Origin of the sequence: Marivirga salinae, assembly GCF_030503855.1 — a bacterium.
GTDB lineage: Bacteria > Bacteroidota > Bacteroidia > Cytophagales > Cyclobacteriaceae > Marivirga > Marivirga salinarum.
This window is the reverse complement of record NZ_CP129971.1, coordinates 4,196,528-4,213,400: the sequence shown is the minus strand read 5'-3', so window position 1 is coordinate 4,213,400 and position 16,873 is coordinate 4,196,528. Positions and strand designations below refer to the sequence as shown.

Annotated in this window: 14 protein-coding genes; 4 read left to right on the top strand and 10 right to left on the bottom strand. The window is 34.0% G+C overall.

Going from position 1 to position 16,873, the window contains the following annotated elements; all coding sequences use genetic code 11:
• Positions 1 to 66 precede the first annotated feature (66 nt).
• The 3 genes from QYS49_RS17715 to QYS49_RS17705 all read left to right on the top strand — a co-directional run bounded on the left by QYS49_RS17715 (position 67) and on the right by QYS49_RS17705 (position 3,267).
• On the top strand, positions 67 to 999 hold the full coding sequence (locus tag QYS49_RS17715) for a proline iminopeptidase-family hydrolase (protein WP_308349274.1): 933 nt from the start codon (positions 67 to 69) through the stop codon (positions 997 to 999).
• 50 nt (positions 1,000 to 1,049) lie between these two features.
• Positions 1,050 to 2,024 carry a DUF1028 domain-containing protein gene (locus QYS49_RS17710; protein WP_308349273.1) on the top strand — a complete coding sequence of 325 codons (975 nt, stop codon included), beginning with the start codon at positions 1,050 to 1,052 and terminating at the stop codon, positions 2,022 to 2,024.
• Between the two features lie 64 nt (positions 2,025 to 2,088).
• The gene (locus QYS49_RS17705) at positions 2,089 to 3,267 is read left to right on the top strand and encodes a DUF4934 domain-containing protein (protein ID WP_308349272.1); all 1,179 of its coding nucleotides are present in this window, start codon (positions 2,089 to 2,091) and stop codon (positions 3,265 to 3,267) included.
• A gap of 71 nt (positions 3,268 to 3,338) precedes the next feature.
• On the opposite strand, the gene QYS49_RS17700 is transcribed toward QYS49_RS17705, so the two are convergent.
• From QYS49_RS17700 to QYS49_RS17675, 6 genes are all read right to left on the bottom strand, one after another.
• Positions 3,339 to 4,184, bottom strand: a complete 846-nt coding sequence (locus QYS49_RS17700) for a universal stress protein (RefSeq protein WP_308349270.1) — start codon at positions 4,182 to 4,184, stop codon at positions 3,339 to 3,341.
• An 82-nt stretch (positions 4,185 to 4,266) separates the two neighbouring features.
• A complete protein-coding gene (locus QYS49_RS17695; protein WP_308349268.1) occupies positions 4,267 to 5,163 on the bottom strand; it encodes a 1,4-dihydroxy-2-naphthoate polyprenyltransferase in 897 nt (298 codons plus the stop codon).
• 1 nt (position 5,164) lies between these two features.
• On the bottom strand, positions 5,165 to 5,689 hold the full coding sequence (locus QYS49_RS17690; RefSeq protein WP_308349266.1) for a glutathione peroxidase: 525 nt from the start codon (positions 5,687 to 5,689) through the stop codon (positions 5,165 to 5,167).
• 214 nt (positions 5,690 to 5,903) lie between these two features.
• Positions 5,904 to 7,694: an arginine--tRNA ligase gene (argS, locus tag QYS49_RS17685; RefSeq protein WP_308349264.1), complete on the bottom strand. Its 1,791-nt coding sequence runs from the start codon at positions 7,692 to 7,694 to the stop codon at positions 5,904 to 5,906.
• A gap of 36 nt (positions 7,695 to 7,730) precedes the next feature.
• Positions 7,731 to 8,675, bottom strand: coding sequence for a citrulline utilization hydrolase CtlX (gene ctlX / locus QYS49_RS17680; RefSeq protein ID WP_308349262.1), 945 nt, complete (start codon positions 8,673 to 8,675; stop codon positions 7,731 to 7,733).
• 36 nt (positions 8,676 to 8,711) lie between these two features.
• Positions 8,712 to 9,629 carry a dimethylarginine dimethylaminohydrolase family protein gene (locus tag QYS49_RS17675; RefSeq protein WP_308349260.1) on the bottom strand — a complete coding sequence of 306 codons (918 nt, stop codon included), beginning with the start codon at positions 9,627 to 9,629 and terminating at the stop codon, positions 8,712 to 8,714.
• Positions 9,630 to 9,749: 120 nt separating this feature from the next.
• On the opposite strand from QYS49_RS17675, the gene QYS49_RS17670 reads away from it, so the two are divergent.
• Positions 9,750 to 11,138 carry a type III PLP-dependent enzyme domain-containing protein gene (locus QYS49_RS17670; protein ID WP_308349257.1) on the top strand — a complete coding sequence of 463 codons (1,389 nt, stop codon included), beginning with the start codon at positions 9,750 to 9,752 and terminating at the stop codon, positions 11,136 to 11,138.
• A gap of 2 nt (positions 11,139 to 11,140) precedes the next feature.
• On the opposite strand, the gene QYS49_RS17665 is transcribed toward QYS49_RS17670, so the two are convergent.
• From QYS49_RS17665 to QYS49_RS17650, 4 genes are all read right to left on the bottom strand, one after another.
• Positions 11,141 to 12,346 (bottom strand): GAF domain-containing sensor histidine kinase, encoded by a 1,206-nt coding sequence (locus QYS49_RS17665; RefSeq protein ID WP_308349256.1) that lies wholly within the window; start codon positions 12,344 to 12,346, stop codon positions 11,141 to 11,143.
• 81 nt (positions 12,347 to 12,427) lie between these two features.
• Positions 12,428 to 13,306, bottom strand: a complete 879-nt coding sequence (gene fabD, locus QYS49_RS17660) for an ACP S-malonyltransferase (RefSeq protein ID WP_308349255.1) — start codon at positions 13,304 to 13,306, stop codon at positions 12,428 to 12,430.
• Between the two features lie 181 nt (positions 13,307 to 13,487).
• Positions 13,488 to 13,892 (bottom strand): thiol-disulfide oxidoreductase DCC family protein, encoded by a 405-nt coding sequence (locus QYS49_RS17655; protein ID WP_308349254.1) that lies wholly within the window; start codon positions 13,890 to 13,892, stop codon positions 13,488 to 13,490.
• The gene (locus tag QYS49_RS17650) at positions 13,893 to 16,682 is read right to left on the bottom strand and encodes a T9SS type B sorting domain-containing protein (RefSeq protein ID WP_308349253.1); all 2,790 of its coding nucleotides are present in this window, start codon (positions 16,680 to 16,682) and stop codon (positions 13,893 to 13,895) included.
• Between the last annotated feature and the right edge of the window lie 191 nt (positions 16,683 to 16,873).

Here is a 16,873-nt window from a genome sequence, read left to right as displayed (position 1 = left end):
GGCTTTTTGGAATGTTGAAGTCTTTTTAAAATTGTAAATTGTCTGCTATTAAAAATCAAAATAAGTATGAGGAAAATAATTTATCTTTTTATCCCAGTATTATTTCTATTTAGTTGTTCATCACAAACTCACACAGATCTTGAACCTCATGAAGGAACAGTTGAAGTAGAAGGTGGTGAAATTTGGTATAAAGTGATGGGAGAAGGAGAGGGGATCCCGATTTTAACATTGCATGGAGGACCAGGAGGTACTCATCGTTATTTCTATCAATTAAGTCCGCAAACAGATGAAAGACCAATAATTTTGTTTGATCAACTAGGAGGAGGAAGATCTGATTATCATAATGATACTACATTGATGACTGTAGATCATTTTGTGGAACAGGTAAAAGCTGTTAAGGAAAGTTTGGGCTTAGAAGAATTTTATTTGTTGGGTCATTCTTGGGGTGGATCACTGGCAATAGAATATTACCTCAATTATCCTGAGGGAATTAAAGGATTGATTTTAAGTAGTCCACTAATCAGTACTCCTCGTTGGGAAGCAGATGCCGATACTTTAATCAAAACTTTACCGGAAGAAATGCAAGCAATTATTGAGAATGCAAATGAAACTGGAAATTACAATTCTGAGGAATATCAAAAGGCTGATGCTTATTACTGGGGTCAGTTTGGTTTGAGAACGGCTAAAAATGATCATCCTTTAGATACGGTTGAAGCTACGGGCAATGGCATAATTTATAATTATATGTGGGGGCCAAGTGAGTTTAGGTGTACTGGTACGCTTAAGAATTTTGACAGAACTGAAAGCCTGAGTAAAATTTCTGTACCTACACTTTTTGTAACAGGAGAATATGATGAAGCACGACCGCAAACCGTGAAATATTTTAGTGAATTAGTGCCTGATTCTGAATTTGAAGTAGTTAAAGGAGCAGGGCATTCTACTTTACATGATAATAAGGAGGATTACAATAGGATTCTTAAGAAGTTTCTAAATAAGTAGCTTTTATATTTGAATAATTAAAAATTTAATAAACTCTAAATTTCCAAAGCATGAAATATATTATTCCATTTTTGATAGTCATTAGTTTTAATTCTTTTAGTCAAAATAAACCAAGCGATCCATTGGCTCATACCTATTCTATTGTGGCGCGTGATGCCGAAACTGGCGAAATGGCTGTTGCCGTTCAGTCTCACTGGTTTAGTGTTGGGACTGCTGTTTCATGGGGAGAGGCAGGAGTGGGAGTTGTGGCAACTCAATCATTTACTAATAAATCTTTTGGACCAAGAGGATTAGCCATGATGAAATCTGGACTTTCTCCTCAGCAAGCAATGGATAGTTTAATCAATAATGATGAAGGTGAAGCATTTCGTCAAGTTGCTATATTGAATTCAGAAGGTCAAGTAGCAAGTCATACTGGTGCTAAATGTATAGATGAAGCTGGACATATTAATGGGGATAATTTTTCAGTTCAGGCTAATATGATGTTAAATAAATCTGTGGTCCCAGCCATGGAAAATGCATGGAAATCAAATAAAGATTTAAGACTTGCTGAAAGAATGGTGGAAGTTTTAAAAGCAGCTCAAGCAGAAGGTGGAGATATCAGAGGGAAGCAATCAGCAGCACTTTTAATAGTAAAAGGTGAAGCAAGTGAAGAGCCTTGGAATGATAAGGTTTTAGATTTGAGAGTAGATGATCATGAAAACCCAATTTCAGAATTGGATAGATTAGTGAAGGTGTTTCGTGCTTATGAACATATGAATCAGGGAGATTTGTATGTAGAAAAAGGAGCCATGCAAGAGGCCATGAATGAATATAATGCTGCCATGGAAATGTTCCCTAGAAACTTAGAAATGCAATATTGGACTGCCATAACTTTGGCAAATGATGGTAAAATGGATAGAGCTGTTAAAATGCTTCAAAAAATTTATCAAGAGGATGCAAATTGGAGGGAATTGACTAAACGATTACCTAAAGTAGGTTTGCTTGAAGTAGAAGAGAAAGATTTAATCAGACTGACTCACTAACAATTTTATTTAAATAACTACCTATCTAGTAATTGTATTATTTTTAAAAATCAGCTAAAAATCAATGAACAAATTTCACATATTAATTATTTCTGTATTGCTATTGGGTTCTTGTAACCCAGACAATGAAACTGAAAATAAAAATTCAATAGAAATAGATGTTGAAAATGCATCCACACTTAAAATGAGTGATTTGTTTCAACTGGAAGACATTACTTATTTTTCTGATAGCTTAATTGTTGACCATATTAAAAAGGCGAGTGTTTCTAAAGATTTTTTGGTATTGCATTGTAGTTGGGGGCTAGATTATCTACTTATTAAAAACATGCAAACTGGTGAAGAATATACTGTTTCCAACAAAGGGGAGGGGCCTGAACAATACCTGAAGCTCAATGATTTTATTATAAATTCAGAAAATCAAATTGAATTACTGGATGGTAAGTCTGGAAAAATCCTAAGCTATAATCTTAAGGGGGATTTGCTTTCAGTCTATCAAAATGAACTCTTACAAAAAGCTCAAAATTTCATGAGCTTAAATGGTGATGATTACTTTTTATTTGGAGGTAATTTTTATGCTGGCAGCTATGATCATCAATTGATTGTATTTAATAAAAATAAAGGTGAAATAACTGAAAATTTTATTCCCATAGACCATAAAAAGGCAGCTTTCATGAATTTTATAGAAGCCAGAAACTTCAATAAAAACCCAGCTTATTTTTCTAATGCTTACAACCCATATATCTACAAAATTAGTGAAAACACAATAATTGATTCAATGTTTTTTGATTTTGGGAGCTATACTATTCCTAAGGAAGACTTAAATAAGGAATACGCTGATGTTAGGGAGTTTAGTATGAGCATGCAAAAGAGTGGGAATGTATATGGTTTCTCAAACCAACTTTTAAACGAAGATATATTATTTGCTTCAGCTAATCAAAACGGAAACTACCTTCATTTCTATGTTGATTTGAATAACAATAAAGCCATGGTGTTTGATAGAATTGAGAATGATTTATTTGGCGTGAAAAATACTGAGAAAATCAAATATCATCATAGACCTTTAATGATAGATGGAAATTATGCTTATTATAGTATTAGTTTAGAAATGCAGAATGAAATATTGAATGATGAAAATGTTTTAACATCTAGCCAAATTGATTTGAATAAGGAGTTGTTAGATAGAATAGATAATTTTGAAGAGGGGGATAATTTGGCAATAGTAAAGTTGAAGATTTTAAATTAGAAACCTTATAAAAAAAAAACACCTGTTTTCATGACTTGAAAACAGGTGAAATGATAAAGATTGAGCTGATGTTAATCAGCTAATTTTAAAGTTAATACTGGTCTTTTAGAATGGTTTACCACATCTTCCGCTATACTTCCGCTCAATAAATGCATTAAACCTTTTCTGCCGTGAGTTCCCATTGCTATCAAGTCAATATTGTTTTCCTTGGCAAATTCTAAAATGCCTTCCTCTTCATTGATGCCATTATGAATATGCTTTTCGGCCTCCAATCCATTGTTTTTCATGTATTCATCCATGCGCTTATAAGTAGTGGATGAAGATTCGAAATTGTTAGGTGTATTTACTTTCAACAGATGAATCTTAGCATAAGAGAAATGAGCAATTTCTTTAATCTTTTGAGCTAATTCTTTGTCATCATTTTTCAATGAAGTTGCAAATACAATGTTATCAATATTAGCTAAGCTAATTTCTTCTTTAAGTGTAAGAACAGGACACTTTGCGTTTCTAACTACTTTTTCGGCATTAGAACCAATTAATATTTCATCCACACCACTGCTACCGCTGGTTCCCATGATAATCATATCAGGTTCATGCTCATTGACTATAGAAGATATGTTATAGTAGGTATTTCCAGCTTTTAATTCAGTGGTAAGTTTAACATCTTCTAGAAGGTCATCATTTTTAAGTTCCTTCAATTTTTTCTTACCTTGTTCAATCATTTTCATCACGAAAACACCTTCCATTCCATCAACATTAGTAGCCTCCCCCATAGTATTAAATGAAGTTTGACCGGGGATTTCTACAACATGTAACAGCGTTAATTCAGCATCTGTTTTTTTGGCAATTTCCACAGCTAATTTTAATGCATATTTAGCTTGATCTGAAAAGTCGGTTGGAACCAATATTTTTTTCATAGTGATATAGTTTTCGATTTTTGTTCAATTAAATATACGAATCTTATCCAAAAATGATGGGAATTATGCAATAAATTATGTTCTAGAGTGCTAAAACTGAAATGCCAAACAATAAAACAAAAAGTAAAGTAGATAATGCTAAGAATTTTAGTTGTGGGTCTAGATCAATTGAGTTTTTTGATTGATAGACTTTATTTAAATGTTTAGCAAAAAACATAAATGAAATAGATACAATTAGAACTGCATTATAATCTTCATTAATTATTAAAAACGTGATGGACGATAAACATCCAAGCGTAATCAATATAGCATGATAAATAATAGCGTTTTTCTTTCCTAATCTTACAGGAATACTGTTTTTACCAGCAGCTTTATCTGATTTGATATCTCTAATATTATTGATATTTAAAACACCTGTAGCGAATAGGCCACAACTAGCAGCAGGTAATAAAATTAATGGTTCAAAACTTTCTGAATGCAAGAAATAAGTTCCGCAAACACCCAATAAGCCAAAAAATAGGAATACTGAAATATCGCCTAAACCACTGTATCCGTAAGGTCTTTTGCCATTAGTATAAGCGATAGCAGCTGCGATAGCAGCTAATCCCAATCCTAGAAAAATATAAAAAGTAGTACTGCCAATTCCGACTGAGAAATGCAATAGCAATATACCACTTATGAAAGATAAAATGGCAAAAACGATGATCGAATTGAACATGGCTTTGGAAGTAATACTTCCTCTTTGCACACTGCGTTGAGGGCCTTCTCTTTCTGCGCTGTCAGCTCCGTGAACGCTGTCACCATAATCATTAGCTAAGTTGGAAAGGATTTGTAGAAATAGGGTAGTGGTCAAACTTAATATACAGACGGATATGCTGAAATTACCATAAAAAGCAGCCAAGAAACTGCCCATTCCTATACATGATAAAGCCAAGGGCAAAGTTCTTAGCCTAAAAGCTTCTAACCAATTTTTAAGCATGTTATAATTTTTCGGCTATCTCACCTGGGTTTACAGATGAAGGATAAAAACTGATTTCTGAACCCTCTTCAGAAACTAAATATTTGCAGAAATTCCAAGTGGGCTCTTTTCCTGTTTGCTCTTTTAAGAATTTGAAAAGCGGATGCTGGTTTTTTCCAACTACTTCCATTTTGGAAAACATTGGAAAAGTAACGCCATAATTTTTCTCGCAAAACTTAGCAATTTGCTGATCACTACCAGGTTCTTGTCCACCAAAATTATTTGCAGGGAAACCTAATACCGTTACTTTATCTCCAAAAATCTCATGTAATTCTTGTAAATCTGCATATTGTGGAGTGTAGCCACATTCACTTGCAGTATTGACAATTAATATGTTTTTACCTTTAAAATCGGCAAAATTAATGATTTCACCCTCTAAAGATTGTATTTCAAAATCGTATATGCTCATAACCTTTTCATTTTCATTTGAAGTTGTGAAAATAGATAAATTCAGCAAAAGAAACAGGATTTGGAGGTGAATGTTCATGGTTTGTGATTTTGAAGACTATACTGGTTATTCATAGTACTTGCTTTAATTAACAAATAGACAGTTGACAATAATAAGCCTTTGGCTTATTCAATAGACAAAATGTTCTTCCTAATCTTATCATTTATAGCAAATTCCGGTCTGACCTGCAGTACTGACCTAATTAACTCGGATTCCATTTTGTCAATTGCCCAATGTCAACTGTCTATTGAGCTTACATTTTCTCTGGAACCTCTGCTCCTAACAAATTCATGGATTTTTCAATGGTTTCGGCTACTATTTTAGAGAATCCGATTCTAAAAGCCAATGCTTCCTGATCTGATTCGTTAAAAATTGAAACTTCTGAATAGAATTTATTATAGGCTTTCGCCACTTCATAAACATAATTTGCAATGATTGAAGGTGCATATCCGCTTGCTGCTTCATCTATCTTATTTGGAAAATCTATTATCAATTGCAGTACATTGTTTTCAGTAGGCTCTAATGAGTCTAGATTTTCACTCACCTTTGGTTCAATGCCCAGCTGCTCTGCTTTTCTTAAAATTGCACAAATTCTGGCATGTACATATTGAATAAAAGGACCAGTGTTTCCTTGAAAATCAATTGATTCTTCAGGGTTGAACATCATTCTTTTTACTGGGTCCACTTTTAGTAAGTAATACTTCAAAGCTCCTAATCCAAGCTGACGGTAAAGCTCCTGAGCTTCTTCTTCATTGAAACCATCAATTTTGCCTAATTCATCAGTTCTGCTTTTGGCCGTGGCAAACATATCTTCCATCAAATCATCTGCATCTACCACCGTTCCTTCTCTGGATTTCATTTTGCCGGTTGGTAAATCTACCATGCCGTAAGATAAATGATAGCAGTTTTTTGCCCATTCATATCCAAGTTTAGCTAGAATGATGAAAAGTACCTTGAAGTGATATTCCTGTTCGTTTCCAACTGTATAGATTTGTTGTTCGATTTTCGGGAAATCTCTGTAGCGTAAAATCGCAGTTCCAATATCCTGGGTCATATAAACGGATGTCCCGTCTTTTCTGAGCAATAATTTCTCGTCTAAGCCATCTTCCGTCAAATCGATCCAAACAGAGCCATCTTCTTTTTTATAGGCTAAACCTTCGTCCACAGCTCTAAGAACTTCATCTTTACCCAATGAGAATGTCTGAGATTCATAATATAATTTATCAAAATCCACTCCCATGGTTTTGTAAGTATTTTCAAAACCTTTATAAACCCATCCGTTCATCTTTTCCCATAAAGCGTAGGTATCTGGATCCTTTTGCTCCCATTTTAAAAGCATGTCCTGTGCTTCTTTGATAATGGGTGCTTCTTTTTCAGCCTCTTCTTTAGTCTTCCCAGCTTCTACCATCTCAGCAATCTGAGCTTTGTATTTTTGGTCGAAAATCACATAATATTTCCCCACCAATTTATCACCCTTCATTCCGCTTGATTCAGGAGTTTCTCCTTCGCCAAATTTCTGCCAAGCCACCATGGATTTACAGATATGAATCCCTCTATCATTGATGATTTGCACTTTATGGACTTTATTGCCATTGGCTTTCAAAATTTGCGCAACAGAATAGCCTAAAAAATTATTTCTTAAATGCCCTAAGTGTAAAGGTTTGTTGGTATTGGGAGAAGAATATTCCACCATCACCTCTCTACCTGTTTCGGCTTTAAACCCGAAATTATGAATATTTAAAATATCAGAAGCGAGTTGCAGCCATACTTTATCGGCAAATACAATATTTAAGAAGCCCTTCACCACATTGAATCCACTAACCAATTCGGAGTTTTCCTTCATGAAATTCCCAATAGCCTCAGCAGTTTTCTCAGGGCTTAATTTTGAGAATCGTCCAAGTGGAAAGCAAACCAATGTGTGGCTTCCTTCGAATTCTTTTCTGGTTGGTTGGATTTGAATTTGGTTTTCATCCAAATCTTGTTCAAATAATGATTTAAATGCTTTTAAGGATAGTGATTTAAGTTCTTCTGTTAAATTTAACATGATAGAGAATTATTTAATAAATAGTGAATTGAATGATTATGCTTTTGGTAAAAATACTTCTGCCATCATGCACCTGGCGCTCCCACCACCAAGAGCTTCAATCGTATCTAATGAGCTACTTAAAATTTCGCAATATTTTTCAATTCTTTTAATCTGTTCTTCATTTAATGATTGATGAGCAGCGGCAGACATCACCAAATAAGGCTTTCCATCCGTCCCATTTACTTGCAACATATTACCAGCAAAGTGGTGTTTTTGCTCTTCGCTTATTTCAATCACCTCTTTACCACTATTGTGTAAACTTTCAATAACGGTTTTTCTTTCTTCTTTATCATCAATTGATTTTGCACAAAGAATAGCAAAATCATTAGCTAAGCACATCATTACGTTGGTGTGATAAATAGGCAATCTTTTTCCGTCTACCGTTTGATTAGCAGTAAATTTCACGGCTTTATAACCAAATTTATCACAGAATTCATCCAGCACTTTTTCATCTGTTCTGAGTGAAATTGCTATATAGACTAACTTGTTTGGACGATCTAAAATCATACTTCCAGTACCTTCCAAAAAGCGATCTTCATCTTCATAATGTGAGAAATCTATAATCTCATTAATTTTTAAGCCTTCTTTGCTTTGAAGTTTTTCCAGAATATCGGGTCTTCTTTCCAATCTTCTATTGGGAGCATACATAGGATATAAACCCACTTTACCGTCTTCGTGGAAAGAAACCCAATTGTTTGGGAAAATAGAATCAGGAGTGCTTGGATCTGGGGTATCTTCTACCACAATTACATTGATTTTTTTGCTTCTGAGTTTTTCAACAAAATGATCAAATTCTTCAGCAGCTTTTAACTGTATTTCGGATGCGCTGAGCCCTTCAATAGCTTTTTGGTAATAGTTGTTCACTGCAGTTTGTTCGTTGAATCGGAACTGAACCGGGCGAACCATCATTAATGTATCGGTACTTTGCTTATTTTCCATCTGACTAAAAATTTTCAAAAAGAATTAAAATATATTTTATTTGGCTCTTTCAAGCGGTAAAGTTGAACATCTTAACAAACCTTCCATTTTAGAAATTTCAGCATAAGGTATTTTTTCAACCGTATATCCTTTCTCTTCCAAAATACCTGCTAAGCGAGTGAAATTTTCTTCTAAAACCACCACTTTTGGGCTGATAGAGAAAACATTGGAGTTCATTTCGTACATTTCATCTCTAGTGATATGGATTAAATTTTCTTCACCGAAATAATCTTTTAGGTAATTGTAGTCTTCTTCTAATTTGAACCCACCTTTGTAAATGATAGCTTGATTTTCACCAATTGGCTGAAAACAGCAATCCAAATGTAAAGCATTGTCTTTAGCTACTTCATCTGATTTATTGAGCTGAAAACCTTTTACTTTTTTGTTAGGGAATTCATTTGTTAAAAATTCTAATCCCGCTCTGTTTGTTCTAGAGACAATATATTTCTCGAAATCTTCTCTTTCAGAATAGCCCACAAAAATATGATCTTTCCATGGCATAACATCTCCACCCTCAATTCTAACTTCTTCTGGTACTGTAACGATTTGGTCAGGGTTAATTTGCTCTAAAATGTATTGAATACCTTTAATTTCCTCTTTTCTGTCCTTAAGTATTCTTGGTTTGATGAATTTATCTTCAATTACAAATCCTATATCCCTCGAAAAAATTTGGTTGTAGTTTTCTATTATTTCAGGTCTATATACTTTAACCCCATGTTTCTCTAAAACATTCGCAAATGCCTCCATTTCCTTTACCATATCCGCTTCTTTTGGGTAAGTCCCAGCAGCAATATGTTCTTTAGATTTAGGATCATAGGCATCCTCTAAAATCGGCACATCCCCAACACCTTTGGCAGTTCCTAATATCACAGCCCTCAATGGGGAAGTCTCATCGTTTACAAATACATTTATCATAAAAAATATTGAATTATTTAATAGAAAAACCCGAATGTTTCAGCGTTAAAATTTTAGTTTTGCAAAGATTGCAAATATAATTCAATATTGCATTTCAACACCGAACTAAACTTTAGTTGAATGAAGAGTTACATAGATTTAATAGAACAAACCTTTTATTGGCCCCAAAAAGAATTTAACGTTGAGGATAATGCCTTAAAATTCCATGATGTCCCATTAATGGATATTATTGAGAAATATGGCACGCCTTTAAAATTGACTTATCTACCAAAGATCAGTCAAAATATTAATCAAGCAAGAGAATACTTCGCTAATGCATTTAAGAAATTAAATTATAAAGGGGATTACACTTATTGCTATTGCACCAAATCTTCCCATTTTTCATTTGTAATGGAAGAAGCCTTGAAGGCAGGTGTTCATATGGAAACTTCCTCTTCTTTTGATATTCCTATTGTAAAAAAAATGCATGATAAGGGATTGCTGACAAAGCAACATTATGTGGTTTGCAATGGGTTTAAAAGACCGCTTTACAGGCAATATATAAATGAATTAATTAATTCAGGTTTTGAGAACGTAGTGCCAGTATTGGATGATCTGAATGAATTTGACAGTTATGAAGCAGAAGCTAAAAATCCTTATAAAGTAGGAATTAGAATTGCTTCAGATGAAGAACCTACTTTTGAGTTTTATACCAGCCGATTAGGAATTCGCTATAATGATGTACTTGATTTATATCAAAATAAAATTGCTAAAAGCGAGAAGGCAAAGCTTAAGATGTTGCATTTCTTTATTAATACTGGTATAAAGGACACAGCTTATTACTGGAGTGAATTAGGTCGCTTTATTGATAAATATTGCGAGTTGAAGAAAATAGCACCAGAACTGGATACCATTGATATTGGCGGAGGTTTCCCAATCAAAACTTCTTTAGGATTTGAATACGATTACCAATATATGGTCGATCAGATTGTAGAGAATATCCAATGGATCTGTGAGAAGAATAATGTAGATACTCCCAATATCATGACAGAATTTGGAAGTTATACAGTAGGGGAGAGTGGAGCCACTATTTATTCAATTCTAGACCAAAAATTACAGAATGATAAAGAGCTTTGGTATATGATTGATGGATCTTTTATCACGCATTTACCAGATGTTTGGGGATTAAATCAGAAATTTATATTGATGGCCATCAATAACTGGAACGAACCATTTCATAAAGTAAAAATGGGAGGCTTGACCTGCGATTCCATGGATTATTATAACTCAGAAGCCCATTCATTCGAAGTATTCATGCCAAAAGTGGAAAGAAGTGAGAAGCAATATGTTGGTTTTTTCCATACAGGTGCATATCAGGAGTCTTTGGGTGGATATGGCGGAATTCAGCATTGCTTGATTCCAGCACCGAAGCATGTTTTGATTGATAAGGATGAAGAAGGTAATATTACGACTAAATTATTTGCAGAAGAGCAAACTAGTGAAAGTATGTTGAAAATTTTGGGTTATTAAATTTAATTATCCGAAGCCAAAGGAAGCTCAAAAGAAAAGATGCTTCCTTTGTTTTCTTCTGATTCTATATGTAACTCTGATTTATGAATAGATAAGAATTCACGTATCAATTGAAGGCCTAATCCTGTGCCTTTTTCATTTCTAGTTCCTTTAGTAGATACCTTTTTGTCTTTTAATTTAATTCTTTCCAAAAGATTTTCTGAAATTCCAACTCCACTATCAATCACTTTTATTTTCACTTTGTTCTCTAATTTTTCTATCTCAACATTTACTTCACCATTTTCAGTAAATTTAAGAGCGTTATTGATGAGGTTTCTCATTATGAATCTGAGCATTGCAGCATCCGCTATAACTTTAACATTATCACCAACGCCACATTTTATTTCATTATTTTTCTCAAGAGCATTTCCTTCAAATAAATAGCAGACTTCAAATACCAAATCCTTGATTTTTACTTCAGTAAAATTAACATCATTTGTGCTTCTTGACCATTCCAAAAGATTTTCAACTAGCTCATTAAGACTGTTTAAGTTGCTTTTTACCAAAGGAAACAATTGAGCTAAATCCTTAGGGCTATCTGAGTCAATATATTTTGAGTTTATATAAGCCCTCAAACTATTAATTGGTCCTTTTAAATCATGAGAAATTATACTTGTGATACGGTTGTTGAGATCATTTAATGATTCTAATTTTTCATTTTTTGACTGTAGCTCGTTCTTTTTATCTCTTAACTCTATCAATTTAGATGCTTGTCCGCTTAATATCTTTAAAGCATTTAGCTGCAGTTCACTTAGTTTTTTAGGTTTGGTGTCAATCACACATAGAGTCCCTAAATTAAATCCATTTTCAGATTTAATAGGCATACCGGCATAGAATCTGATATTTGGGTCGTCAGTTACCAAAGGATTGTCGAAAAACCTTTTGTCGGCCACCGTATTTTCAATAACAAATATTTCATCATCATTTATGGCATGACCACAAAAAGAAACATCTCGAGGGGTCGATTCCACATCAAGACCTTTTTTAGATTTAAACCATTGTCTATCAACATCTACAAGGGTAACCAAAGAGATTGGAACTCCGCAAATGATAGAAGCAAGCTCTACTAATTCATCAAAATCCTTTTCTTGTTCAGAATCTAAGATATTTAGCCTGCGGAGTTCTTTTAATCTTTCCTTTTCATTATGTGGGATGTCTGGCTTCTGCATCGTTCTTGTTTTCAATAAAGAATTGAAGGTCAGGCTTTTTTAATTGTAAACCATCATTCTACAATTGTTATTTTAACTAATTTACGATAATTGTGCTACTTCGGATTCTCTATTAATCTTTTTAACTAGTCCTTGTAATACTTTTCCTGGACCACTTTCAATAAAAATAGTAGCACCATCCTGCACCATTTGATGAACGGATTGTGTCCATTTTACGGGTGCTGTTAACTGAGAGATTAAATTTTCTTTGATTGCCTCAACATCTATTGAACCCTGTGCATTTACATTTTGATATACTGGGCACTTAGGCTTATTAAATTGGGTTTCTTTGATAGCTTGTTCCAATTCTTCTCTTGCTGGCTCCATTAATGGAGAATGAAATGCTCCACCAACGGGCAATGGAAGAGCTCTTTTTGCTCCAGCTTCCTTCATTTTTTCACATGCAATTTCAATTCCTTTGTTTGAACCTGAGATCACTAATTGACCAGGGCAATTATAATTGGCAGGCACTACAACTTCTTCCTCAATTCCAGCACATATTTTCTCAACCACTTGATCTTCTAAGCCTAATACTGCGGCCATGGTAGAAGGGTTTATTTCACAAGCTTTTTGCATAGCTAAAGCTCTTTTATATACTAATTTCAAGCCATCTTCAAAAGATAAAGTGCCATTAGCAACTAAAGCAGAAAATTCTCCTAAAGAATGCCCAGCTACCATTTCGGGCTTGAAATCAGGGTGAACTAAAGCATTTATTACAGAATGTAGAAAAACTGCAGGTTGAGTCACTTTAGTTTCTTTTAATTCTTCAGCTGTTCCTTCAAACATAATTTTTGTAATCTCAAAACCCAATATTTCATTGGCTTGGTCAAAAAGTTTTTTGGCTTCAGTGTTATTTTCATATAAATCTTTTCCCATTCCTGGATATTGAGCGCCTTGGCCCGGAAATACATAAGCTTTCATAGATTATTTTTTATGATTTTATTTCAGAATGTAAATTTCGTGGCAAGTTATAAACTTTTCCAAAGTTTGAACAAATAAATACTTAATGAAACTCTAATTCCCTTTCGGATTAAATCAATACCTACTTTGGAAAGTTAATATAAAAATTAAACTAGACTCAGGGAGATTAGAATTAAGTAGCTTAATCCATTTCTAAGAATCTATTTTTGATATCTTTTGTTGGCATTCTGCAACTGTCTCTTTTGCCAAACCATTTATATCGTTTTTTAGCAATAATATCGTAAACAAAATCTCTTATGAATTTTGGTATGATAATTAAAACATATAAACCCTTCCAAGCGCCATCTAAATGTCGGGCAATTTTTAAGGCAGCAGTACTTTTTGAATATAATTGGTCAGCTTTCCAGAGAATGATACTATCGGTATTATTAATGATTTGCTGAGAGACATAGTTTTTAGCTACATTTGATTGCAAGGGAGCAAATTTGAAATGACCTTTTTTGTCTCTGTCTATAATAAAATTTATAGCTCCATTGCATAAATTACAGACCCCATCGAAAAATATGATCGGTTTTTGATGCTCCAATTACCTTATGATTTGAACATATCCTTTATACCTTTTTTGTCTGTTTTCAGGTCTTAACATATCAAAAGTAACAATTGCTTCAAAGAAATAGGTAGCTGATGGTAATGGTTCTCCATTGAAATTTGTTCCATCCCAGTTAATATATAAGCCATTTTCACCACCACTTTCATAAGTATAAACTTGCTTACCATATCTATTGTAAACATTAAAAACAATTTTCTCTAAAAACCTAGGGCATTTGTCAAGCGGTATTGAACCTGGTTCATTAGGCTTTTGAAAGAAAGGAGTGAAAAAATCATTTTTTCCATCATCATTTGGGGTGAAGACATTAGGAAATTCAATGTTAGGGCAATTTTCTTTACAGAAAGTTTCAGAAAATTCACTTCTGTTTTCTGATTGGTCTACGGCTCTGATGGTGTAGCATCCAGCAAATTCAAGAAGATCGTCATGAATAAAGAAGGTGTCCCGAGTTGTGCCTATTAACTCAAATTCACTCTCTATTTCATTTTTAAAGAACACTTCATAATAACTAATTTCACTGTCGCAGCTGTCGGATAAATCAGATTCCCAATATAGCTCATTTTGAAACTGGTTGAATTCACAATCTTTATCTGATAAGAATTCTAGACATCTATCAGGAGAATCAATTTGGAAACCTACATCAAATGGCGGACACGGATCAATTTGATCATCTGGCATTGCGCATAAGATTTGAGAGTCATTTAGTAATGGTTCAAATATATCTTCATTTCCATAACCTCCGGAAGTAGTTACATAATAACAATATTCCTCCATATTGGATAAATTCTGTCCATTTACTTGACCGCTATCTAAGTAATTAAATCCTTGTTGTGTCACTTCAACAGAATCGATTAACACAAGTTGGTCAGGATTTGTATTTACTTTATTTCTATAGATATAGTGATATGGATGATCTTGATTAGTATTGGACCAAGGTACATCGGCTGACCAATTTAATTCGATTGATTCAAATAGTCCAACTGAGGAAAGCCTTACGCTTGAAGCTTTACCTGATATTTCTATAAGATTTTCATTAGAAACTTGATCGCTTGCCAAATACAATTCTAATTGATAGCTGTAAGTGTTTTCTAATGTATTTATACCTGAATCTGTAAAAGTGGTATCATCTTCTACCGTACCGATATCTTCGAATGCTTCACCAGAGCTTCTTAAAATTCTATATTGGTAAGGTGGTGGGTATTGTGCAATATCAATTTCAAAAGGCGGCAACCAACTTAATGTAATTTTTCCATTTTTTGTGTCTGTTTCATCAACTGTAACATTGGTTATAATAGGACCAGTAGCATCAATTTTCTGACATACTTCTTCAGATGCATAGCTAACCCCACCTTTAGGAAGTTCAAAAACAGCTACTAACCTATAACAATATGTAGCTCCAAAATCTAGCCCACGCCCTGCATTATTGTCTAAAAATGAATTTTGATTTACTGGAACTGCACCTATTAATTCATAACCTCCGTTTTCAGGAATTCCAATTTCACAGTTTTCTGGTTCAAATTCGAAACTATCTACTCTTCTATAAACTTGAACCACTTCTGCATCGCCACAATCATATTCTTCCCAACTGATTTCAATGGAACGTTGAGGCTTGCTTTCGGCTACTACATCTTTTGGTGAAGGGGGGACTACGGTTACACTCCAAGTTTCAAAAGCAGTTAACCGCAAACCAGGGCCATTATCCGTAGCTTTAAATCGAACTAAATAGGGGTCTTCTCTTATGTGAGAACAATCAGTTTGCCAAGAAAAGGAAGCTTGAGTAGGTGACTCTCCAAAAACTGCAGGATCAGGGGAAAGAGTTGCTGGAGGATCCAAAATGAAAGGTCCACCAAAACCTTCAATCTTCACTAAAGATTCAGGGTTTGGATCAGTAGCTATAATGGTGGCTTCTAGCAAAGTGCCAGCCTCAATACAGGTATCTAATGGGACTTCAATTTCAGGTGGATCATTTTCTGTTTCATCTACAATAATTTGCATGTCACGTGTAACACTTCCTAAAAATTGCCATTCACCAGCAATTTTTCTCCATTCCTCTGCTATAAATGCTACATTAAATTCACCTTTTAATCCTGGTGCATCCCAGATTAAATCACCTAAAACCTCATCTAATGTTAAAGTTGCAGGTCCAGTTTGTTGGCTGTTTTGTCCTCCTGCTGCTATCTCTGGTGATCTAAAATTAGGGACATCAACGCCTTGTCTACTTTGCGGAGTCACCATTTTAAAAGCAATACTATCTCCATTTGCATCATATGCTCCTGGATTGTGGTAGAAAAGAACACCAACTGCTCCTTTATCCACAGGAGGAATTAAAAAGATAGGTGTGTTATTACAGCCAAAGAATGGATCAATTCGAATAGTCGTTTCTACATAAAATGAAACAGAACCGGAATTACTCATATTAATAATTCCGACATTCCTAAAATCTTCTACATAAGATACAGTATAATCACCATTGGAGGAATAAGTATGCTCGATTTTAAATTCTACTAATTCAATTTCATCATCAATAATTTCTTTTCTGCTGAATCCATCAGGGTTCAGCATGATAGTTTCTCCATCGCCAAAATCGAATTCTCCATTTCCAAAAAGAATATCCGAACCTGTATCTCGATAGGCAGTTAAGGTGAATTCAAAAGTAAGGCCACTACACCCTAATCTTTTTGCAGTAATTTCCCCAGCTCTGATATGAGTTCCATATGAGCCATATAAACTAATAAATGTAAATAATATAATGAGGAATGTTTTTTTCACAGGTATCTTTTCAATGCGAAAACTTAAAACGTTAATTTAATAAAATATGTTCTTAATTCATCATAACATTTCATTTAACCTAAAATTTAAATGAGATATTATTTAGAATTGTTTAAAATAGAAAACACAATTGTTTTCTAAGTGTTCCAAATGTAACTTTGAGACGAACATTTTATTATAAACCTATTAAA